Raw genomic sequence first — 22,144 nt, 5'->3', positions numbered from 1 at the left:
CATGGGAAAAATTCTAGGACTGGCAATTCACCAAAGTGAAATAATTGCTGATGGTCCGATAACTCAGGAGTTATGACTTTGCCCACCGCCCGCGATCCCGCCGCCGAACTGCAGCACGCGCTGCTGTCGCGCCTCAAGCTCCGGCAGCTGTCGCTGCTGCAGGCCATCGACCGGCACCGCACGCTGGGCCGGGTGGCGGCCGAAATGCAGCTCAGCCAGCCGGCGATCACCAAGGCGCTGCACGAGGTGGAGGACATCTTCGGCAGCCGGCTGTTCGACCGCTCCAGCCGGGGGCTGGTGCCGACGGCGGCGGGCGAGGCGGTGCTGCTCTATGCCAAGCGCTGGCTGGCCGAGCTCGATGCGACCACGCGCGTGCTCACTTCGCTCGGGGCGGGCCGCAGCGGCCGGCTGCGGCTGGGCCTGACGCAGCAGGTGCCGCAGCAGCTCATGTCGGCCGCGCTCACGCACCTGCTGGACCGCTCGCCGCGCATTTCGGTGATGGCGCGCGAAGGCACCACGGACGAGCTGGTCGCCGGCCTGCTGGCGCGCGAGCTCGACTGCGCCATCGGCCGCTCGTACGACGGCGACGCCAGCGGGCTGGTGCAGGAGGCCATCTACGAGCAGGAGCCCTGCCTCGTGGTCGGCGCGAAGAATGTCGAGCGCCTCTCGCGCGGCCCGCTGGACTGGGCGCGGCTGGCGCAGCTCGACTGGATCCTGCCGCCGCCCAACACGCCCATGCGCCGCACCTACAACGCGATCTTCGTCGGCGCGGGCGTGCAGCCGCCGCTGCCCATCCTGGAGACCACGGCGATCCGCAGCATGGAGATGGTGCTGCGCCAGGAACCCAACGCGATCACCATCTTCGCGCGCGACGTGGTGGCCGAGATGGAGCGCGCCGGCCACTGGGCCGCACTGCCCTACAAGCTCAACTGGAACCTGCCGCCGGTGAGCTTCTTCACAACCAAGGAACTCGAAGCGCACCCCACGGTGCGGTCGCTGCGCGGCGTGGTGGTGGAGACCGCGCGGCGCATGAAGCAGCCCGCGGCCTGAGCCGCCAGCGCCAAGAAAAAGGCCCGCGCCCCGGGGAGCGCGGGCCTGGTGTGCCCGGAATGCCTGTCCTGTCGGGGATCAGAACGGAATATCGTCGTCCATGTCGTCGAAGCCCGAGGCCGCACGCGGTGCCGGCGCGGGTGCCGGGCGCGCGGCAGGTGCCGCAGGGCGTTGCTGCTGGGGCGGGGCGGCGCGGCGCTGGGGGGGTGCGTCGTAGCCGCCACCACCGCCCTGGTCGCCGCCGTAGCCGCCGCCATCGTCATAGCCGCCGCCCTGCTGGCCACCGCCACCCTGGCCGCCACCGCCCATGCCCTGGCGGCTGCCCAGCATCTGCATCTGGTCGGCACGGATTTCGGTGCTGTACTTTTCCACGCCCGCCTGGTCGGTCCATTTGCGCGTGCGCAGGCTGCCTTCCACATAGACCTGCGAGCCCTTGCGCAGGTACTGGCCGGCGATCTCGGCCAGGCGGCCGTTGAAGACCACGCGGTGCCACTCGGTGGCTTCCTTCATTTCGCCGCTTTGCTTGTCTTTCCACTTGTCGGTGGTGGCAATCGTCACGTTCGCCACCTGGTCGCCACTGGGGAAAGTGCGCATTTCAGGGTCGCGGCCGAGGTTGCCGACGATGATGACTTTGTTCACGGATGCCATGTGCTGCTCTACCTACTTGATGTTGGGGGGCGTCGGTGCCCTCTCCGGCCGGTGGAGAGGCTGCGCGCCAAACGTACCATTGTGCCGCAAGCCGGGCGCCCTGGGCAGGCTCAGTGTCCCTGACCGCGTCCGGTGGGCCGCAGCGGCCAGGTCAGCGCCAGCCACAGGGCCGTGAGCACCGCCGTGGTGGCAAACAGGCCCGGGGCTCCCGCCCACTTGACCAGTGCGCCGCCCAGTGCGCCGCCGGCGAACAGCCCCAGCGACTGCAGGGTGTTGTAGCTGCCCAGGGCCGCGCCACGCAGCGCGGCGGGAGCCATGCGCGAGACCAGGCTGGGCTGGCTGGCCTCCAGCGCGTTGAAACCGCAGAAGAACACGAACAGCAGCGGCCCCAGCACCCACAGCGTGGGCGTGGCGCCGCTGGCCGTCAGGCCACCCAGGCCCAGTTGCACCACCAGCACCAGGGCGATGGAACCCAGCAGGGCCGTGCGCAGGTGCCCGGCGCGCTCCAGCGCGAACAGCCCGCCCATGGCCACGAAGGACAGCACCACGGCCGGCAGGTAGGCCTGCCAGTGGTGGTCCTTGGGCAGGCCGGCCTGCACCAGCATGGCGGGCACGGCCACCCACATGGACAGTTGCACCGTGTGCAGCACGAAGACGCCCAGGTTCAGGCGCAGCAGGTCGGGGTGGGCCCAGACGTCGGCCAGGCGGCCGCGCGGGGCATTGCGGTGCTCCGTGGGCTCGGGCGGAACCAGCCACAGCACCACGGCCACGCCGGCCAGCGCCAGCGCGCAGGTCAGCCCGAACAGGCCCGACAGGCCGATGTGGGCCGTGAGCAGCGGCGCGGCCACCAGGGCCACGGCGAACATCAGGCCGATGCTGCCGCCCACCAGGGCCATGGCCTTGGTGCGCACCGCATCGCGCGTCTGGTCGGCCAGCAGGGCAGTGACCGCGGCCGACACGGCGCCCGCGCCCTGCAGCGCCCGGCCCAGCAGCAGCCCGGTGAGCGAATCGGCCAGGGCCGCCAGCAGGCTGCCGCCCGCGAACACCAGCAGGCCGAGCACGATCACGCGCTTGCGCCCGAAACGGTCCGAGGCCATGCCCAGCGGCAGCTGCAGCAGTGCCTGCGTGAGCCCGTAGATGCCCATGGCCAGGCCCACCAGGGCCGGGTCATCCCCCCCGGGGTACTTGCGCGCCTCCAACGCGAACACCGGCAGCACCAGGAACAGGCCGAGCATGCGCAGCGCGAAGATCAGCGCCAGGCTCACGCTGGCGCGGCGCTCCAGCGGCGTCATGGCGTGCGCGGCCGAGGTCGGCAGGGGGGCAGAGGGGGATGGGGCGGCACTCGGGGCCGGGGAAGGCATGAACAAGGAAAGGGGCTCGGTGGACGGCTGGCGCAAACCCCGATTCTCGCCCATCGCCCCGTCCATTGACTTTGATCAAGAACAAACCGGCCATCCGGCCCGGCTCAGTACACGTCCCTTCGGTAGCGCCCATCAGCGATCAGCGCGTCGAGCGCATCGGCGCCCAGCACCTCGGCCAGCACGGCATCCACCCCTGAGCCCATGCCCTGGGCACTGCCGCAGACATAGAGGATGGCGCCATCGGCCACCCAGGCGCGCAAGTCGACCGCCGCGGCGCGCAGGCGGTCCTGCACATAGCGGTGCTCGCCGCCGTCGCGCGAGAACACGCGGTCCAGCCGGGCCAGGAAGCCCCCGGCCTGCCAGCCGCCGATCTCGGCGGCGCACAGGGTGTCGTGGGCGCCATGGCGCTCGCCGAACAGCAGCCAGTTGCGCCGCTGGCCTGTGCGCACGCGCTCGCGCAGGTGAGCGCGCAGGCCTGCCAGCCCCGAGCCATTGCCGATGAACAGGCAGGGCACATCGCCCGCGGCAGTGTCGAAGCGCGGGTTGGCCACCAGGCGCAGGGGCACCCGCGTGTCCAGGGGGGCGTGGGCCGTGAGCCAGCCCGAAGCCAGGCCCAGGCCGCCCGCATGCCGCTCCTGGCGCACCAGCAGCTGCAGCGCGCCGTCCTGCGGCAACGAGGCCACCGAATAGGTGCGCGGCGCCAGGGGCACCAGGGCGTCGGCGCAGGCCTGGGCATCGGCAAAGTGCAGCGGCGGCACCGGCAGCACGCACTGCGCCAGGGCCTCGGCCAGGGTGCAGGGCTGGTCAGCCAGGCGCACGGCATGGGCACCTGCCAGTCCGGCCGCCGCCAGCCAGGCATCCACCGCCTCGGCGGCGTGGCGGGCTTGCACCTCGACCAGGGCGCCGGGGTGCCAGGTGGCGGGGGGGTCGGCGGTCAGCGACAGCTCGAACAGCGGCCCACCCTCGCTGCCGGGGTTCAGGCGTTCGCGGCCCGCCAGGCGCCAGGGGGCGTAGGGCAATTCGGGACCGGCATCGGCCAGCGGAGTATCCAGCGCCAGGTGCTCGGCGCCTTCCAGCGTGGCCAGGGTCTGCATCCAGCGTGCCAGGGCAGCCGTATCGCCGCTGTCCACCTCGATCATCGGGAACAGGGGCTCGGCACTGCCTTTGCGCAGGGCCTCGTCCAGTGCATGGCCGTAGCCACAGAAGCGTGCGTAGTTGCGATCGCCCAGGGCCAGCAGGCCGTAGCGCAGGCCGGCCAGGCCGCCGGCGCCCTGCTGCTCCAGCAGGCGCGTAAAGCGCCGGGCGCTGTCGGGCGGCTCCCCTTCGCCGAAGCTGCTGGCCACCAGCAGCACGCGGCGGTGCGCGCGCAGCGCCTCGGGCGTGAGCTGCGCCACCGACTGCACGGCCACGCGCAGCCCGGCCTGCTGCAAGGCGGTGGCGCTTTGCAGGGCGATGCGCTCGGCCTGCCCGGCCTGGCTGGCGTAGGCCACCAGCAGGGTGTCGGCGGCAAGGGTGCCGGCCACCGCGCCGGGCACGCCCTGGCCGTGGGCGGCGCGCGCGGCTGCGGTGGCGCGGCGCTGGCGCCGGCGGTCCAGGTAGAGCATCCAGCCGGTGATGGCGAAGAGCGGCAGGCCCAGGCTGGCCAGCAGCATCGCGACGCGCCCCGGCAGGCCAAAATAGGTGCCCATGTGCACCGGGTAGATGGTGCTCAGCGCGCGGGCGCCCAGGCTGCGGTCGGCATAGCGGTCCTCGGCGCTGAGCTTGCCGGTCAGGGGCTCGATGGACATGCGGCTGCGCGCGCGTTCATGCGGCGCCTTGGCATCCAGCCAGGTGACCTGCACCGGCTGCCCGGCCTTGGCGGGCATGCGCAGGCTGGCCTCGGCCCAGTCGCCGGCCTGTTGCTGGAACACGGCCCAGGTGCGGGCCAGGTCGGGCGGTGCCGGCTCGGCGGCCTTGGGTTCCGCACTGGCGGATGCGGGTGGCCGGGCGGGTGCCGCCACGCGCGGCGGACGCTTCTGGCCGGCCCAGCCGTCCACCGTGTCGCGCACCGCGTCGAAGCACCAGTAGATGCCCGTGGCTGTGAGCGCCACGTAGAGCACCAGCGCCCAGGTGCCGACGACCGAGTGCAGGCCCCACAGGAAGGAGCGGCCCTTGAGCGCCGGGTCGAAGGTCAGCCAGATGCGCCAGCGCAGCGGGTTGCGCGGCCAGCGCAGGTACAGGCCCGAGAGCGACAGGCCCAGCAGGCAGATGGCCAGCACGCCGGCCACCACGCGGCCGGGCTCGCGCGGCAGCAGCAGCCAGCGGTGCAGCGATTCAATCCATTCGAAGAAGCCGTGCCCCTGCAGTTCGCCCAGCACGCTGCCGCTGTAGGGGTGCACATAGACCACATCGCCGCGCCGCTCTCCCGGGCGCGGCACGAAGGTCACGCGCGCCGAGCTGCCCGGCTCGGCCTGCACGGCCACGCTGCTGATGCGCTCGGTGCGGCCGGCGCGCAGCACGGCGTCCACGGTCTGCTGGGGCGTGAGCATGGGCCCGGCCGAGGGAGCCACATGGCGCACCCCGGGGTTCATCAGGTCCAGGATCTCTTCGTGGAAGGCCAGCAGCGCCCCCGTGAGCCCGATGACCACCAGCACCGTGCCGGCCGTGATGCCGATGAACCAGTGCACCTGGAACCAGGCCTGGCGCAGGGTGGGCAGGGCCGGCAGGCGCCAGCGGCCGCGGGGCTGCGTGCCGGGGCTGGAGACGGGCACGGCGGTGTCGGTGGTGGCCGCAGTGGATGCGGCGGAAAGGGTGCGTTCGCTGGCCATGTTGCGTGGCGGGGGGGCGCGGTCCACCGCCGGGGCATGGGACATGCTCTGGCGACAAACTACTTAAATGAGAATGATTGTCATTCTATGGGTGTCTGCATTCCCGTGGCGCCAGGTCGGCCTCTGGCGTAATTTCCGGTTGCATCGGCAACCGCCTGTGCCCTGGCAGCAGGGTGGCAGGTACGGGGCAGGCCGGTGGCCTATCATGGTGGGTTGTCCTGCATTGAGCCCGCCCCCGTGAAAAACGACCCTGTTGCCGACGACGGCCGATCTTCCGACGGCGCCTACCTGGCCCGCGTGCTGCGGGAGCAGCGCATCAGCATCCGCGGGGCGCGCACGCACAACCTCAAGAACATCGACCTCGACATCCCGCGCAACCAGCTCGTGGTGATCACCGGGCTGTCGGGCTCGGGCAAGTCCAGCCTGGCCTTCGACACGCTCTATGCCGAAGGCCAGCGCCGCTACGTGGAAAGCCTGTCGGCCTATGCGCGCCAGTTCCTCGGCCGGCTGGACAAGCCCGACGTCGACCTGATCGAGGGCCTGTCGCCCGCCATCAGCATCGAGCAGAAGGCCACCAGCCACAACCCGCGCTCCACCGTGGGCACCGTCACCGAGATCCACGACTACCTGCGCCTGTTGTACGCGCGCGCCGGCACGCCGTTCTGCCCCGACCACGGCCTGCCGCTGGCGGCCCAGACCGTGAGCCAGATGGTGGATGCCGTGCTGGCCCTGCCCGAGGACACGCGCCTGATGCTGCTGGCCCCCATGGCACGCGAGAAGAAGGGCGAGTTCACCGAGCTCTTCGCGCAGATGCAGGCCCTGGGCTACATCCGCTTCCGGGTGGACGGCGCCATCTACGAGTACGAGAGCCTGCCGGCCTTGAAGAAGACCGAGAAGCACAGCATCGACGTGGTGATCGACCGCCTCAAGGTGCGCCCCGAGATGCAGCAGCGCCTGGCCGAGAGCATCGAGGCCGTGCTGCGCGTGGGTGGCAACGAAGGCAATGGCCGCGTGCTCGCTCTCGAGATGGATTCGGGCCAGGAGCACCTGTTCAGCTCCAAGTTCTCGTGCCCGGTGTGCAGCTATTCGCTGGCCGAGCTGGAGCCGCGGCTTTTCTCCTTCAACTCGCCCATGGGCGCCTGCCCGGCCTGCGACGGCATCGGCCAGCGCGAGGTGTTCGACCCGCTGCGCGTGGTGGCCTTCCCCACGCTGAGCCTGGCCAGCGGCGCCATCAAGGGCTGGGACCGGCGCAACGGCTATTACTTCGCCATGCTCGAAAGCCTGGGCCGGCACTATGGCTTTGATGTCGAGGCGCCCTTCGAGTCGCTGCCCGCCAAGGTGCAGAACGCGGTGCTGCACGGCTCGGGCGAGGAAGAGATCGCCTTCAGCTACATCATGGACAGCGGCCCCTCCAAGGGCAAGGTGCTGAGCCGCAAGCACACCTTCGAGGGCATCCTGCCGAACATGGCGCGGCGCTACCGCGAGACCGATTCGGTGGTGGTGCGCGAGGACCTGGCACGCTACCGCAGCACCCAGCCCTGCCCCGAATGCCATGGCACGCGACTGCGCCGCGAAGCGCGCCACGTGAAGGTGGGCGAAGGCGAGCAGGCGCGCGCCATCTTCGAGGTGAGCCACGCCACGCTCAACGACGCGCATGGCTGGTTCCGCGGGCTCCGGCTCAGCGGCGCCAAGGCCGAGATCGCCGACAAGGTGGTGCGCGAGATCACCACGCGGCTGCAGTTCCTCAACGACGTGGGCCTGAACTACCTGAGCCTGGACCGCAGCGCCGAGACGCTGTCGGGCGGCGAGGCGCAGCGCATCCGCCTGGCCAGCCAGATCGGCTCGGGCCTCACGGGCGTGATGTACGTGCTCGACGAGCCCAGCATCGGCCTGCACCAGCGCGACAACGACCGCCTCATCGCCACCCTGCAGCACCTGCGCGACATCGGCAACAGCGTGATCGTGGTCGAGCACGATGAGGACATGATGCGCGCCGCCGACCACGTGATCGACATGGGCCCTGGCGCCGGTGTGCACGGCGGCCGCGTCATGGCCCAGGGCAGCTACGACACGGTGCGCAGCCACCCCGAATCGCTCACCGGCAAGTACCTGTCGGGCACGCTGTCCATCGCCGTGCCCAGGCGCCGCACGCCCTGGCTGCCGGTGGTGGAGGCGGCCGCGCCGGCCCCCGCGCCGGCCAAGGGCAAGTCGCGCTTCCCGGAGACCGAGGCCAGCAAGCGCCGCGCCGAGCGCATGGCCGCCCACCATGCGCGCCAGGGCGCCGTGCAGGCGCTGCGCGTGGCCGGCGCCACGGGCAACAACCTCAAGAACGTGACGGTGGACTTCCCCGTGGGCCTGCTGACCTGCGTGACGGGGGTCTCGGGTTCGGGCAAGAGCACGCTGGTCAACGACACGCTGTATGCCGCCGTGGCGCGCCAGATCTACCGCGCCCACGAAGAGCCGGCCGCGCACGACGAGATCGTGGGCATCGAGTACTTCGACAAGGTCATCAACGTCGACCAGTCGCCCATCGGCCGCACGCCGCGCAGCAACCCGGCGACCTACACCGGTCTGTTCACGCCCATCCGCGAGCTCATGGCCGAGGTCAACACGGCCAAGGAACGCGGCTACGGGCCAGGGCGCTTCTCCTTCAACGTCGCCGGCGGCCGCTGCGAGGCCTGCCAGGGCGACGGCGTGGTGAAGGTGGAAATGCACTTCCTGCCCGACGTCTACGTGCCCTGCGACGTTTGCCACGGCCAGCGCTACAACCGCGAGACGCTGGAAGTGCTCTGGAAGGGCCGCAACATCGCGCAGATCCTGGAGCTCACGGTGGAGGATGCCTTCGCCTTCTTCAAGGACGTGCCGGCCCTGGCGCGCAAGCTGCAGACCCTGCTGGACGTGGGCCTGTCCTACATCCGCCTGGGCCAGGCGGCGACCACGCTCTCGGGCGGCGAGGCGCAGCGCGTGAAACTGGCGCAGGAGCTGTCCAAGCGCGACACCGGCCGCACGCTCTACATCCTGGACGAGCCGACCACCGGCCTGCACTTCGCCGACATCGACCTCCTGCTCAAGGTGCTGCACCAGCTGCGCGACGCGGGCAACACCATCGTCATCATCGAGCACAACCTGGACGTCATCAAGACCGCCGACTGGCTCATCGACATGGGGCCCGAGGGCGGTGCCGGTGGCGGCACCGTGGTGGGTGTGGGCACGCCCGAGGACCTGGCGGCCAATCCCGCCAGCCATACGGGCAAGTACCTCGCGCGCTACTTGGCCTAGCGCAGGCGCTGGGCGACGGTGGGATCGAGCGATCCCAAGAACGCTTCGACGGCGCGCGTGTAGCTGCCCTCCAGCCCCAGGTCGGCATTGATCTCGCCGTGCGTGAGGTCCTGCGGCAGCACCTCGGCGCGGCCGCCCAGGGCCTGCACATGGGCGGCCATGCCCTGGGCCTGCAGGCAGGGGCGGTCGGGCCGGCGGGTGGAGCACACGAACTGCCAGGGCGGCTGGGCCCCGCTCACGGCCTGGTAGGGCGAGATCGCGAGCCAGTAGGCGGGGTCGCTGCCCAGCACCTCGTCGTACAGCGGGTAGTGCGGCAGCGACATCACCACCGGCGCGTTGAGCAGCGCGCTGTCCAGCGACACCGTGCCCAGCCAGGGCGTGACGCCCAGTTGGCGCAGCAGCGGCGCATGCGCGTTGACGAAGGACACCAGGTGCGCCCCCGCCGAGTGGCCCATGAGGATGAACTTCGTAGGGTCGGCCCCCCATTGCGCGGCCTGCTTCTGCGCGGTGTCGAGCGCCAGGGCCACGTCGATGGCCTCCTGCAGCACGTCGACGGCCGGGTGCAGCCGGTAGTTGACGGAGATGAAGATGAAGCCACGCGGCACCCAGCGCGCGGCCTTTTCCTGCACCACGCGGGACATGGCCTTGTCGCCCGTGCGCCAGCCGCCGCCGTGCACCATGAAGATGACCGGGGCCGGTCCGTCCACGCCGCTGCGTGGAGTGCTGGGCAGGTAGACGTCCATGCGCTGCAGCGGGTCGGCGCCGTAGGGCACGTCGGCAATGCGCTGCACGCCGGCCGGCAGGGTGGCGAGGGCGCCGCTGCCATCCTCGAGGAAGATGCCCGGGTCGGCCAGCTGCGCCTGGGCCGGTGCCACGGCGGCGAGCGAGGCCAGGGCCAGGGGCAGTGCGGCCCGGCAGGCCCAGGAGCGAAGGTGGGCAAAGGGATGGAAGGCCATGGTCGTTTTCTCCTGCAATGTTAGTGAAAGGTGGTTACTGCTGCAGGGCCCGGCGGCTGGCCAGGCGGGCTGCGATGGCGGCCGTGATCTCGGCCTCGGTCACATGGCCCTTGCGCGCGGTATCGATCTGGTCGAAGGCGCGGTGCACGCGCGGCATGCCGGCCTGGGCCTCGGCGCGGGTGAGCTGGCCGTTGCCGTCCCTGTCGGCGGCCACGAAGCGCTGGTGCAGCTGGTCGCGCGCCTGCTGTACCTGCTGGGCGCGCTGGCCCGGGGGCGCGGCCTGCGCGCAGGCGCCGGCCATGAGGCCGATGGCAAGCCAGCCGGCGACGGCCAGTGCGCGGATGGAAAAAGGGGTCATGGGGGGCTCCTGGGTTGGGATGGCCCGACTTTCGCGCCCAGGTGTGAGCCGTTTGTGGCGTGGGCGGCCCGATGTATGACAAAGCATGACGAAGCGGCCTGCCGCAGGGCTTTGCGCCCTACCATTGCCCCATCCCGTTTGCATGCACCCTCCCCATGACCGATGCCCTGGCCCGTATCCTGGTGGCCGATGACGAGCCCGACCTGCGCGCCCTGCTGCAGCGCTACCTGGGCGACCAGGGCTACGCCGTGCGCACGGTGGACGGTGCCGGCCCGCTCGACGCGCTGCTGGCGCGCGAGCGCTTCGACGTGCTGGTGCTCGATGTGATGATGCCGGGAGAGGACGGCCTGTCCATCTGCCGGCGCCTGCGCGCCCAGGGCGAGACCATTCCCATCCTCATGCTCACCGCGCGAGGCGACCCGGTGGACCGCATCGTCGGCCTGGAGATGGGGGCCGACGACTACCTGCCCAAGCCCTTCAACCCGCGCGAGCTGCTGGCGCGCGTGCAGGCCATGGTGCGGCGCCAGCGCATGCTGGGCGCACACACCGGCCCGGTACAGGCCGGTGGCTGTATCCGCTTCGGCGACTTCACCCTGTGGGTGGACGAGCGCCGGCTGTCCCGCGATGGGCAGGACCTGCCGCTGACCAGCGGCGAATTCGCCCTGCTGCAGGCCCTGGCCCGGCAGCCGCGCCGCCCCCTGGGCCGCGACCGGCTGATGGCCCTGGCCTACGGGCCCGACCACGAGGCCACGGACCGCAGCATCGACGTGCAGGTGATGCGCCTGCGCAAGCTGATCGAGGCCGACCCGGCGCAGCCGCGCCACATCCGCACCGTCTGGGGCGTGGGCTATGTCTTCATGCCGGACGGCTCCGCGCCTGCCGGGGGCGCGGGATGACCGCCGCTGCGCCCGTGCACAGCGGGTGGCCGCGCAGCCTGCTGGGGCGCAACCTGTTGCTCATTGCCGCGCTGGTGGTGCTGAGCCAGCTGTGTGCCGTGGTGCTGGTGCGCCAGATGGTCTTGCAGCCGCGCGTGGCCCAGGCGGCCGACGGCGTGGCGCGCAATGTGGTGGCCGTGCGCGCCGGGCTGGGGGTGCTGCCGCCCGCACAGCGTGCCGCCTTCGTCGAGGCCTTCAACCGCCAGGCGAGCCATGCCGCCATGCAGACCGGCGAGCCGCCCTCCCCGCGCCAGCGCGCCCTGCTCTCCCCGCTGGAGCGGCGCTTCGTGCAGGCCGTCGTGCGGCGGCTGGAACAGCAGGCCGAGCCCGGCGGCGATGCCGGGCCGCGCTGGCGCCGCGATGGCACGGGCCTGCTGGCGCTGCGCGTGGCGCATGGCGGCACCGATTACTGGCTCACGCTGCCCCATGTCTTTCCTGCGCGCGAATTCACGGGGGCCTGGCTCATGGCCACGGTGGCCGGTGGGCTGCTCGCGCTGCTCGGCGCCTGGTGGCTGCAGCGCCACCTCAACCGGCCATTGGCACGCGTGGTGGCCGCCGCGCAGCAACTGTCCCGCGGGCAGCCACCCAAGGCCTTGCCCGAGGATGGGCCACAGGAGATTGCCACCGTGGCGCGCAGCTTCAACCTGATGGCGCGCAGCCTGGCCGAGGCCGATCGCGAGCGCGCGCTGATGCTGGCCGGTGTCTCGCACGACCTGCGCACCCCGCTCACCAAGCTGCGCCTGGGGGTGGAGATCGCCCAGGCCCAGGTGGACGCCCCGCTGGCGGCCAGCATGGCGCGCAGCATCGAGGAGATGGACGCCATCGTCGGCCAGTTCCTCGATTTCGCGCGCCTGGGCGATGGTGAAGCGGCCACTGCGGCATTGCTCGATGAACTGGCCCAGGCCGTGGCCGAGGCGCAGGCCGACCATGGCCGCGCGCTGCAACTGGAAGCGGGCCCAACGCCCACTGTTCCTGTGCACGCGCAAGCGCTGCGGCGCGCGGTGGACAACCTGGTCGAGAACGCATGGCGCCATGGCGCCGCGCCCGTGGTGCTGCGCACCGGCGCCAGCGCGCAGCATGCATGGATCGAGGTGGCAGACCATGGTGCCGGCATGGCCCCGGACGAGCTGGAGCGCCTGCGCCAGCCCTTTGCCCGTGGGGGCGGGGCGGCGCGTTCGGGCACTCCAGGGGCCGGCCTGGGCCTGGCCATCGCGGAAAGGGTGGCGCGCGCCCATGGCGGCACGCTGGAGCTGCACAGCGCCGCGGGCGCCGGCGTGCGCGCCCGGCTGGTGCTGCCGCGGTCGGCCTGAGCTCTGGAACAGGTCCCGAGGCCTGCTCAGCCTCAGCGCAGGCGCGGCATGGAGGGTGCCGTGGGGACCGTATCGCCGATGCGGAACACCGAAACCACCTGCACCAGTTCCTCGGCCTGGCTTTGCAGGCTGCCCGCGGCCGCCGCCATCTCCTCGACCAGGGCGGCGTTCTGCTGCGTGGCCTGGTCCATCTGCGTCACGGCCTCGCCCACCTGGGCCACGCCCAGCGACTGCTCGTGGCTGGCGGCACTGATCTCGCCCATGAGGTCGTTCACCCGGCCGATGGCCGTCACCACCTCGTGCATGGTGCTGCCGGCGCGCTCCACCAGCTGGTTGCCCTGCTGCACACGCTCCACGCTGGCATGGATCAGCGTGCGGATCTCGCGCGCGGCCTCGGCACTGCGCCCGGCCAGGCTGCGCACCTCGCTGGCCACCACGGCAAAGCCCCGGCCCTGCTCGCCGGCGCGGGCCGCCTCGACGGCGGCATTGAGCGCCAGGATGTTGGTCTGGAAGGCGATGGAGTCGATCACGCCGATGATGTCGGCGATCTTCTGCGACGCGGCGCTGATGCCCTGCATGGTCTGCACCACCTGGGTGACGACCTCGCCGCTTTGCACTGCAACGGTGCGCGCTTCGCCGGCCAATGCACTGGCCTGGCGCGCGCTGTCCGCATTCTGGCGCACGGTGGAGCCCAGTTCCTCCATCGAGGCGGCGGTTTCTTCCAGAGCGCTGGCCTGGCTCTCGGTGCGTGCCGACAGGTCGTGGTTGCCCTGCGCGATCTGGGCGCTGGCCGTGGCCACGCCCTCGGAGCCCGCGCGCACCTGGCCCACCACGTCGGTCAGTTGGCGGCGCATCTGCACCAGGGCCGCCATGAGCTGGCCCACTTCATCGCTGCCATGGGGCTCTGCCGTGGCCGTGGCGCGCAGGTCGCCCTGGGCCACGGCATTGGACAGCTGCACCGCCTGTGCCAGCGGCACGGTGATGGAGCGTGCGAAGCCGCGTGCCAGCACGATGGCCGCCACCAGGGCCAGCGCCAGCAGGCCGAGCTGCCACAGCAACTGCCGCTGCAGGCCTGCGACGCGCTCCTGCAAGGCGCCGTAGAGCAGGTCCATGGCCTGGGCATTGAGGGCATAGAGTGCGTCGATGGTGCGCGTGAACTCGTCGAAATAGTCCGAGGCCGGCGCCGAGAGCTCGGTGGCCTGGAGGATGTCCCTGCCGGCGCGCTGCAGCGCCTGCTGGACCTGCGTGTCCACCGCCTGGGCCGCGCCGCCCAGGGCCAGGCGAAAGGCCGGGTTGTGGCCCATGGCGCGTTCCAGGCTGCGCAGCGTGTCGCCCTGCAGCTCCACCACGCGCTGCTGCAGCGCCACCAGCCCACCCTTGCCTTCGGGGGCCAGGGCCTTGCTGCTCAGTGCGGCAGAGCCTTGCGCGCGCATCACGCCGAGCTTTTCGCCGAGCATGGGCACGTGCACCAGCGAGGCCTGGACCAGGGCATTCGTGTCCTGGCCGGGGTCGAGCGCCAGTCCGTAGTGGTGGAGCAGGGTCTCGTTCAGGCGCATCACCCCGGCGATGAGCTGGGTGTGCTGCGCTGTGCTCTGGGCCGGCTGCAGGTTGCGCGCCGCCACAGCCTGCTCCAGGGCCTGCCAGGTCTGGTGCAGCTGCTTCAAGGTGCTGTCTTCGGCAGCGGGCGCGCCGGCCTGTGCCAGCCGGGTGCTCGCCTCTGCCAGGGCCTTGTCCACCGCCTCGCGCGCGGCGGGCCGGCGCGCGGCCAGGGCCTCGTTGCCGCCCAGCATGCTGGCCGAGAGACCCCGGTGCACCTGCATGCCCTGCACCAGCTTGTTGAGCGCCAGCAGCGCAGGGGCGCCGCGCGCTTCCTGGCGTGCGGCGGCCATGTCCAGCAGCGCATCGCGCACGTGCATGGAGGTCGGCAAGGCGATCATCCCCAGGGCGATCAGCCCGAGAACCAGGAATTTGCGGGCCAGAGGCAGGCGGTGCAAGGAGGACATGGCGAAGAGCGGCAGCCGTTGCATGCGCGGGGTTGCGGCCCCGGCGCGGCGCCGGGTCGGGGGCAGGGGGGGTCCCCGGCCTTTCAGCAAGCGACATGCCAGATGCGCCGGTGCTGCGCCGCAGGTCGCCCCAACACGCCCGTTCGGTGGGTGGCGGTGCGTTCCTACAGGGTGCAGGGCGCTTAATCGGATATACCGACAGCAGCTTCCGAGGAGACCACCGCATGCATTCCATCACCCTGCGCTTTCTGGCGTCGCACACCGCCCCGTCGGCGTCCGGCCGCATCTACGGCGGCACGGTGCTGCGCTGGATGGACGAGGCCGGCTTTGCCTGTGCCAGCGCCTGGGCCGGGGACAACTGCGTGACGGCCTTCATGGGCAACGCCAGTTTCGACCGGCCCATCCACCCCGGTGACCTGGTGGAGGTGCAGGCCAGCCTGGCCCACACGGGCGAGACCAGCATGAACATGCTGATCGAGGTGCGCAGCGGCGGCATCCGGGAAAAGGAGCTGCGCCAGGTCACCCATTGCGCAGCCGTCTACGCAGCACTGGACGAGGACGGTGCACCCCGTGCGGTGGACAAGTTCACGCCCGAGACCCCGGGCGACATGGCCCTGGCCGAGCGTGTGAACGCCCAGGTGGAGGCCGCCCGCCCCGCTGCAGGCACAGCCCACTGAGGGCTAGCTGGCGTTGACGACCTGCAGGAAGTCGGCGTCCTGCCGGTAGCGGTCGAAGTCCGTGTCCTGCAGGAACTGCGAGGGAGGCTTGCCCAGGCTGCGCGCCCTGGCTGCCGCCTGCAGCATGCGCGCCTTGTCGCCCGTGAGGGCGTAGTAGCAGGCCAGGTTGTACATCAGCGTTGCGTTGGTCTGCACCGCCGGGTCGAAGCCGGAACCGATCAGGGTCGCCATCACGGCCTGGGCCAGGTCGGGCTCGTTGGTGTGCAGGGCAAAGGCCAGGGTCTGGCTGGCGATCACCCCGACGTTGTAGACCTCCTTGTCGTCGCGGCGGTACTTGCCCACATGCGGGTAGACCTGGGCCAGGTAGTGGCGCACCAGGCGCGAGGACGAGGCGAAATCCCGCTGGCCGTTGAAGTGGTTGACCAGCTGCGCATAGGCGTGGGTGATGTCCGAGGACAGGTCCTGCGCGCGCTGCAGGTCCTGCGCCAGGTCCTGGGCGGCCTGCAGGAAGGCGGGCAGTGCACCGGGCGAGCGCTGCGCGGCGCTGTTCGCTTCCCTGAGCACGCGGAGCGTCTCGGCGCGCGTGGACGCGGGGCGTGGCGGCTGGCCCAGGTAGGCGATGCGGGCGCCTGGCAGGGCCTGCTGCAGGCTGCCGCTGCGCAGCAGCACCGATATGCCCGACACCGGGCCTTGCAGGTCGGGCACCTGCACCACCAGCTCCACGGGGCCTTTGCCGCCAGCGAGCCGCTCGAAGGCCGCTCGGGTTGGCGCCGCGGGCAGGTCGATGCGCAGCCGGGTCTCTTCTTCCTCGGACGAGGCGGTCCACTGCAGCGTCAGCGCAACCGGTGGTTCGCGCAGCGCAGGCCACAGCGCTTCCATCGGGATCTGCGGTCCCAGGCCGGCGATGCGCTGGCGTGCCTCGGGCTTGCGCAGCCAGGTGTGTGCGGCAGGCGCGGCCGCAAACTCCACGTTGCCGCTCACCGCGTACGAGTGGGTCGTGGGTCCGTTGAACACCGGGCGCCAGGTGCCGGCCTCGCGGTCCGTGGCAGGCGCCGGCACGGCCCCGCGGGGGCGCACCACGTACAGGCCGATGTCCTTCTCGTAGTGGCGCAGCAAGGCCTCCTCGCCCGGGTGGTGCAGGTAGCTGCGCGGGTGCACCGTGAACCAGGGGTTCGCGCCCGGCAGTGCCGGTGACAGGTCCCACCAGGCCATGTTGGGAAAGTGGTACTTGCCATCCTCGCGGGGGATGAAAGCCTTGAACCTGAGCACCTCGCCGCCCACGCGCAGCTCCGTGGAGGCATCGCCGAACCAGTAGCGGCTGGGCAGGTTGCCAGGCACGCCCAGGGCCTTGAGGGCCACGCCTACGGTGGCACCGAGCAATTGCCCGCTGATGCCCTCCTCCAGGTGCAGACGGCGGCGCTGGAAGTCCACCACCCGGGCGTGCGAGGCATCTGGCGGCGAGCGGTAGAAGTCCTCGGGCTCGATCTCCTGCCAGCCCTTGCGGGCGGGGCGGTAGCCATCGAGGCAGGTGGCGTTCCAGCCCAGTTTCTCGTCCGAATGGCTGCGCTGGCGGCAGTAGGTGTCCACCTTGTCGCGCCAGCGGGTGATGTCCAGGACCCATGCCTTGCCGCCCGACAGCAGGTAGGCCCAGGCGCTGGTTTCGTTGCGGCCGAATTCCACGTGTTCGGCGCGGTCCAGCTCGGCAAACAGCTCGCCCTGCGACAGCCGGTTGCCGTCCACGGTGGGGGCGTACGCTTTGCGCTGCCGCTCGCCGCTGTACACCCAGTCGGTGTAGTACTGCGGCGTGAAGACGATGCCCGAGGTGTGGATTCCGCTGGGCACGCGCAGGCTGTCCAGCAGTTCCCCTTGCGGGCCGAATTTCCACAGGTAGCCACCGGCCACGGCCACCAGCTGGCGTGTGCGCGGCAGCGCGAACAGGCCCTCCACCTGGCCGTGCAGCACCTTGCGCACTTCCAGGTTCTGCGATGCCGCGGTGTTGTCGGACAGGCGCGGGTAGTCGGGAGGCGGTGCCGACGGCCTGGCGCCGGCGGCCAGGGGCAGCATGGCAGACATGGTCAGGAGCGCAAAGGTGCGGAGCAGAGAGCGGTTCATGCAGGAGGGGCGGCGAAGGAGCCGCCATTCTGGCCCAGGCCCCGGGCCTGCCACCCCCCGTCGGTGCTGCCGAAGTTGTGCCAAATTGTGCAAAATTGGGCGGTGCAGCGCTTTGTCCCTTCCCCTTGCGATTTGCAGCCCTGGCTGGAGGGGGCGGTGGCCGTGGACAGCCCGGCCGAACTGCAGGGCTCGCAGTTCCCGGCCATGGTGGGCAGCATGCTGGTCGTGCGCCTCGAAGGCGAGGTGCTGCGTGACGGCACGGTGCTGCCTGCCGCGGCCTGGATCAGTGCCAGCACGGTGGCCACGGCCTATGTGCACCAGGGCCGTGTGCGCGCCGTGGGGCTGATGCTGCGGCCCGAGGCGGTGCCGTCGCTGCTGGCCGCCGGGCGGGGCGTCGTGAACGCGGTGCGGCCCATGGCGACAATGGCCGCAGCGTCCTGGGCCCTTGCCGAGCAGGCCATCCGTGCGGCGCCCGATGACGAGGGCCGCATCGGCGCGCTGTGGCAGTTCGTGCGCCAGGAGCGGGCCTCACAAGCGCAGTGCGAAGAGCGCCTGGTGCAGGCCAGGGCCTTGCTGGAGCACGCAGGCGCGAGCGCGCAGGGCACAGCGTCGTTTTCGGGCGTGGGGCCGCGCCAGTTCGAGCGGCGCTTTGTCGCCGAGTGGGGCATGACGCCCAAGCAGTTCCAGGTCATCGCCCGGTTCAGCGCCACGCTGCAGCACGCGATGGCCGTACCGACGGAGCCCGGTGCGCACCTCGCGGCCGACCAGGGCTACTACGACCAATCGCACATGGCGCGTGACATGCGCAGGCTGGCAGGCCAGCCCCTGCAGGGGCTGGTGCAGGAGGCGGCCCGGAGTTCACCCAGCGCGCATTGGCCCTTGCAGGTCGGCGCGCAGGCGCATCAGGCGGCAGATTCGCCGCGCAGGCGCTGAGCCAGGTACAGGGGCAGCGCGAACGCCAGGCCGATGCCGAAGCAGGCCGCCACGTAGGCCCAGCGCCACGCCCCGAGGCGGCGGTCACTGGCCACCCAGGCCGAGAACGCCACGGCTGCGAGGTACACGTCCACGGTGATGCCGGTGGTCAACGCGTTGGCGGCGGCATCGCGCCAGTACACGTCGGGCGCGACGCTGCCCCCGCCCTGGAAATACACCAGGTTGAAGTACCAGGGGACGGCCATGCCGGCAATGGCCAGGAGGAAAAGAAAACCGCGCAGGTGTTTTTGCTGCATGTGTCAGGGGCCCGCACCGTGGCAGGCGTTGGGTGGATCAAGGACCCCTGAGACTAGGCTTGCAAGCCCTCTGGCGATAGGAAAAATGCGACATGGCCGGCGCGCTGCGTGCCGGCTCCGTGCTCACTGTGCGCGCGGGAAGGAGGTGACCGAACCTTCCACCTTCTGTTCCTGGCTGCCCGGCGGGCAGGCCTCGTCGGTATAGACCGTGCGGCCGTCCTGGGTGCATTTGCGCAGCTGGGGCGCTGGGGCCGAGGCTGCCCCACGCGCACCCGCGGCCGCACCTTGCGCGGCCTTCTTTTCCGGCGGCAGGCTGTCCGCGCCGGGCCGGTTCATCTTGCTCCAGGCCTTGTCGACCCAGGGCCGGACCTGGGGCAGCCACTGGTCGGCCGTCCACCAGGCCGTCCCGGCGGCCGCCAGCAGGGCCAGTGTCCAGAGCGTGGGTTTCCAGGGGTTGCGCATGGCCGTGGCCCCCTCCCATCAGCCCAGGTGCTGGCCCAGGATGCCGGCCAGCTCGAACATGCCGGCCGAGTCCTTGCCGAACACCGCACGCAGCTTGTCGTCGGCGACGATGGTGCGCTTGTCCTTGGGGTCCTGCAGGTTGTTCGCCTTGATGTACTCCCAGAGCTTTTTCACGGCCTCGGGCCGGGCCACCGGCTCGGTGCCGATGACGGCCGCCAGCGCGGCACTGGGGGCAGCGCCTGCGGCGGCCTTGCGCGGCGCCTTGGCGGCGGCGGTCTTGGTGGCCGCGGCCTTCTTGGCCGGCGCTTTCTTCGCGGCAGCCGCCTTGGCCGGGGCCTTGGCTGCGGCCGTCTTGCCGGCAAAGGCGCCAGCGGCGGGCTTGCGCGGCGGGAACTTGCTCGGCGCGAACTCGAAGTTCACCTTGCCGGCTTCCTTGTCCCAGGCCAGGAAGGCCTTGAACGCGCGGCGCGTGCGCATGGAGACGAACTTGTCCAGGAGGTCGGTCTTGCCCGTCTCCAGCAGCTTGTGCATCTGCTCGCGCTCCACCGGCTGCTGCAGGATGATCTTGCCGCTCTTGAAGGTGCAGCTCGGCGTGGGCTGGGCGGCGGTGGGCACGGCCTTGCTGCACACGTAGTTGGCGCCGTGCTCGTGCACGCCGGCACCGCAGATCGGGCAGGGGCCCAGGGACGCATCGGCAAACTCCACCAGCTCGCCCGATTCCTCGGCGTTCTTGTCGTCGCCGAAATCGAACTCGAGCTTGTAGTTGTGCGCCTCGTCGTCGTACTTGATGACGATCTCGGAGGTGAACGGCCAGCCCGCCTTGGAGCGGAATCCTTCGAGTGGTCCGATCTTCTTGTCGCGCAGCAGGGCCTCGGCCTCGGCGGTCTCGAAGGTGCGGCCCGCAGGCGACTTGCCGAAGCTGAAGCCGCAGGGCTCGGCACCGGGCTTGCCCACGCAGGCGAAGCGGCGGTAGTTTTCCTTGACCACGCCGCCGCAGTTGGGGCACGGGGTTTCCAGTGTGGCGTAGTCGCCCGGGATGGTGTCGCGGTCGTATTCCTTGGCCTTCTTGACCATGCGCTCGGTCATGGCGGCGATATCGGCCATGAAGGACTCGCGGCTCAGTTGCCCCTTTTCCATCTGCGAGAGCTTGAATTCCCATTCGCCCGTCAGGTCGGCGCGGCACAGCTCCTCGACCTCCAGCCCGCGCAGCAGCGTCATGAGCTGGAAGGCCTTGGCCGTGGGGATGATCTCGCGGCCTTCGCGCAGCATGTACTTCTCGGTCAGCAGGCCTTCGATGATGGCCGCGCGCGTCGCAGGCGTGCCCAGGCCCTTTTCCTGCATGGCCTCGCGCAGCTCGTCGTCGTCGATCTGCTTGCCGGCGCTTTCCATGGCGCCCAGCAGCGTGGCTTCGGAGTAGCGCGCCGGGGGCTTGGTCTTGAGGCCCTTGGGGTCTACCTGCTCGGTGCGCACGGTCTCGCCGGGCTTCACGGGCACCAGGTTCTGGCCCTTGTCGCCGTCCTTACCACCCTCGACCTCGTCGGCCGCTTCCTTGCCGTAGATGGCCAGCCAGCCCGGCTTGACCAGGACCTTGCCCTCGGTCTTGAAGCTGTGGCCCACGGCGGTGCTGATGCGCGTGGTCACGGTGTACTCGGCGCTCGGGAAGAACACCGCCATAAAGCGGCGCACCACCAGGTCGTAGAGCTTCTGCTCGGCCTCGGACAGGCCGCTCGGCGCCTGCAGCGTGGGGATGATGGCAAAGTGATCGCTCACCTTGGCGTTGTCGAAGATGCGCTTGGAGGGGCGCACGTAGTTGTTGGTCAGCGCCGTGCGTGCATGCGGCGCCAGGTGGCGCATGCTGCTGTCGGCCAGCATCTCGAAGGTCTGGCGCGCCACGGGCAGGTAGTCCTCGGGCAGCGCGCGCGAATCGGTACGCGGGTAGGTCAGGGCCTTGTGGCGCTCGTACAGGCTTTGTGCCAGCGCCAGCGTGGTCTTGGCCGAGTAGCCGAACTTGCCGTTGGCCTCGCGCTGCAGGCTGGTCAGGTCGAACAGCAGGGGCGATGCCTGGGTCGTGGGCTTGCTTTCCTCGGTGACGGTGGCCTTCTGGCCGCGCACGGCATCGGCAATCGCCTGGGCCTCGCGCTGCGACCAGACGCGGTCGGCGCGCAGCTCCACGTCCTCGCTTTTCTTCCACTTCGGGTCGAACCACTTGGCGGGGTACTCGCCCGCCTCGGCGGCGAAGCTGGCGTGCACTTCCCAGTAGTCGCGGCTCACGAACTTGCGGATCTTCTCCTCGCGTTCCACCACCAGCGACAGCGTGGGCGTCTGCACCCGGCCCACGGTGGTCAGGAAGAAGCCCCCGTCACGTGAATTGAAGGCCGTCATGGCCCGCGTGCCGTTGATGCCCACCAGCCAGTCGGCCTCGCTGCGGCTGCGCGCGGCATGCGCCAGGCCCGCCATCTGCTGCTCGCTGCGCAGGGCGTCGAAGCCATCGCGGATGGCCTGGGGCGTCATGGACTGCAGCCACAGCCGCTTGACGGGCTTGCCCAGGGGCTTGGCGCCGCCGGCGTACTGCTCGATCAGGCGAAAGATCAGCTCCCCTTCGCGGCCCGCGTCACAGGCGTTGATGAGCTGCGTCACGTCCTTGCGCTTGGCCTGCTTGACCACCGCGTTCAGGCGCGTCTTGGTCTTGTCCACGGGCTTGAGGTCGAAGTACGGCGGGATCACCGGCAGGTGGGCAAAGCTCCACTTGCCGCGCTTCACGTCGAATTCCTCGGGCGCCTGGATCTCCACCAGGTGGCCCACGGCGCTGGTGACCACATAGCGGTCGTTCTCGAAGTGGTCGTCGTGCTTGTCGAACTTGCCCGCCACCGGGGTCAGTGCGCGCACGATGTCCTGCGCCACCGAAGGTTTTTCTGCAATTACCAGGGTCTTGGTCATTTTTTGGTTTCTCGCCAGTC

At 70.7% G+C, this 22,144-nt stretch carries 16 protein-coding genes; 6 read left to right on the top strand and 10 right to left on the bottom strand.

Annotation, left to right across the window (positions count from 1 at the left end):
• The first annotated feature begins 78 nt into the window (after positions 1 to 78).
• A complete protein-coding gene (locus AC07PA_RS01265) occupies positions 79 to 1,050 on the top strand; it encodes a LysR family transcriptional regulator (RefSeq protein ID WP_494655358.1) in 972 nt (323 codons plus the stop codon).
• 78 nt (positions 1,051 to 1,128) lie between these two features.
• On the opposite strand, the gene ssb is transcribed toward AC07PA_RS01265, so the two are convergent.
• The 3 genes from ssb to AC07PA_RS01250 form a co-directional block, all read right to left on the bottom strand.
• The gene (gene ssb, locus AC07PA_RS01260) at positions 1,129 to 1,698 is read right to left on the bottom strand and encodes a single-stranded DNA-binding protein (protein WP_007852929.1); all 570 of its coding nucleotides are present in this window, start codon (positions 1,696 to 1,698) and stop codon (positions 1,129 to 1,131) included.
• Between the two features lie 110 nt (positions 1,699 to 1,808).
• Complete coding sequence (locus tag AC07PA_RS01255; RefSeq protein WP_494604130.1) at positions 1,809 to 2,990, bottom strand: MFS transporter; 1,182 nt, start codon at positions 2,988 to 2,990, stop codon at positions 1,809 to 1,811.
• A gap of 173 nt (positions 2,991 to 3,163) precedes the next feature.
• The gene (locus AC07PA_RS01250) at positions 3,164 to 5,911 is read right to left on the bottom strand and encodes a PepSY domain-containing protein (protein WP_494603803.1); all 2,748 of its coding nucleotides are present in this window, start codon (positions 5,909 to 5,911) and stop codon (positions 3,164 to 3,166) included.
• A gap of 252 nt (positions 5,912 to 6,163) precedes the next feature.
• Here AC07PA_RS01250 and uvrA point away from each other — a divergent pair, with 252 nt between their 5' ends.
• A complete protein-coding gene (gene uvrA / locus AC07PA_RS01245; RefSeq protein WP_494604132.1) occupies positions 6,164 to 9,145 on the top strand; it encodes an excinuclease ABC subunit UvrA in 2,982 nt (993 codons plus the stop codon).
• Here uvrA and AC07PA_RS01240 read toward each other — a convergent pair.
• Positions 9,142 to 10,101, bottom strand: coding sequence for an alpha/beta hydrolase (locus AC07PA_RS01240; RefSeq protein ID WP_494603805.1), 960 nt, complete (start codon positions 10,099 to 10,101; stop codon positions 9,142 to 9,144). The two genes, uvrA and AC07PA_RS01240, sit on opposite strands and share 4 nt — an antisense overlap.
• Positions 10,102 to 10,135: 34 nt before the next feature.
• Positions 10,136 to 10,459, bottom strand: coding sequence for a hypothetical protein (locus AC07PA_RS01235; protein WP_494603807.1), 324 nt, complete (start codon positions 10,457 to 10,459; stop codon positions 10,136 to 10,138).
• A 155-nt stretch (positions 10,460 to 10,614) separates the two neighbouring features.
• Here AC07PA_RS01235 and ompR point away from each other — a divergent pair, with 155 nt between their 5' ends.
• The gene (gene ompR, locus AC07PA_RS01230) at positions 10,615 to 11,355 is read left to right on the top strand and encodes an osmolarity response regulator transcription factor OmpR (protein WP_007852940.1); all 741 of its coding nucleotides are present in this window, start codon (positions 10,615 to 10,617) and stop codon (positions 11,353 to 11,355) included.
• Positions 11,352 to 12,704 carry an ATP-binding protein gene (locus AC07PA_RS01225; protein ID WP_494603809.1) on the top strand — a complete coding sequence of 451 codons (1,353 nt, stop codon included), beginning with the start codon at positions 11,352 to 11,354 and terminating at the stop codon, positions 12,702 to 12,704. The genes ompR and AC07PA_RS01225 overlap by 4 nt, the downstream gene beginning before the upstream one ends.
• Positions 12,705 to 12,736: 32 nt before the next feature.
• Here AC07PA_RS01225 and AC07PA_RS01220 read toward each other — a convergent pair whose 3' ends face one another.
• Entirely contained in the window at positions 12,737 to 14,707 is a 1,971-nt protein-coding gene (locus AC07PA_RS01220) for a methyl-accepting chemotaxis protein (RefSeq protein WP_494603811.1), read from the bottom strand.
• 224 nt (positions 14,708 to 14,931) lie between these two features.
• On the opposite strand from AC07PA_RS01220, the gene AC07PA_RS01215 reads away from it, so the two are divergent.
• Positions 14,932 to 15,384, top strand: coding sequence for an acyl-CoA thioesterase (locus AC07PA_RS01215; RefSeq protein ID WP_007860216.1), 453 nt, complete (start codon positions 14,932 to 14,934; stop codon positions 15,382 to 15,384).
• Positions 15,385 to 15,387: 3 nt separating this feature from the next.
• On the opposite strand, the gene AC07PA_RS01210 is transcribed toward AC07PA_RS01215, so the two are convergent.
• On the bottom strand, positions 15,388 to 17,457 hold the full coding sequence (locus tag AC07PA_RS01210; RefSeq protein WP_494611126.1) for a TPR end-of-group domain-containing protein: 2,070 nt from the start codon (positions 17,455 to 17,457) through the stop codon (positions 15,388 to 15,390).
• 171 nt (positions 17,458 to 17,628) lie between these two features.
• On the opposite strand from AC07PA_RS01210, the gene AC07PA_RS01205 reads away from it, so the two are divergent.
• Positions 17,629 to 18,429, top strand: coding sequence for an AraC family transcriptional regulator (locus AC07PA_RS01205; RefSeq protein WP_494603815.1), 801 nt, complete (start codon positions 17,629 to 17,631; stop codon positions 18,427 to 18,429).
• Here the strand turns inward: AC07PA_RS01205 and AC07PA_RS01200 are convergent.
• The 3 genes from AC07PA_RS01200 to AC07PA_RS01190 form a co-directional block, all read right to left on the bottom strand.
• Positions 18,399 to 18,725: a DUF2834 domain-containing protein gene (locus AC07PA_RS01200; protein ID WP_145693999.1), complete on the bottom strand. Its 327-nt coding sequence runs from the start codon at positions 18,723 to 18,725 to the stop codon at positions 18,399 to 18,401. The two genes, AC07PA_RS01205 and AC07PA_RS01200, sit on opposite strands and share 31 nt — an antisense overlap.
• A 123-nt stretch (positions 18,726 to 18,848) precedes the next feature.
• Positions 18,849 to 19,187, bottom strand: coding sequence for a DUF4124 domain-containing protein (locus AC07PA_RS01195; RefSeq protein ID WP_494603817.1), 339 nt, complete (start codon positions 19,185 to 19,187; stop codon positions 18,849 to 18,851).
• Positions 19,188 to 19,205: 18 nt separating this feature from the next.
• Positions 19,206 to 22,124: a DNA topoisomerase III gene (locus tag AC07PA_RS01190; protein ID WP_494603819.1), complete on the bottom strand. Its 2,919-nt coding sequence runs from the start codon at positions 22,122 to 22,124 to the stop codon at positions 19,206 to 19,208.
• Positions 22,125 to 22,144: the final 20 nt, after the last annotated feature.

The sequence above is a fragment of the Acidovorax sp. GW821-FHT09B03 genome, assembly GCF_059418305.1.
This window is presented reverse-complemented; position numbering and strand designations above follow the sequence as displayed.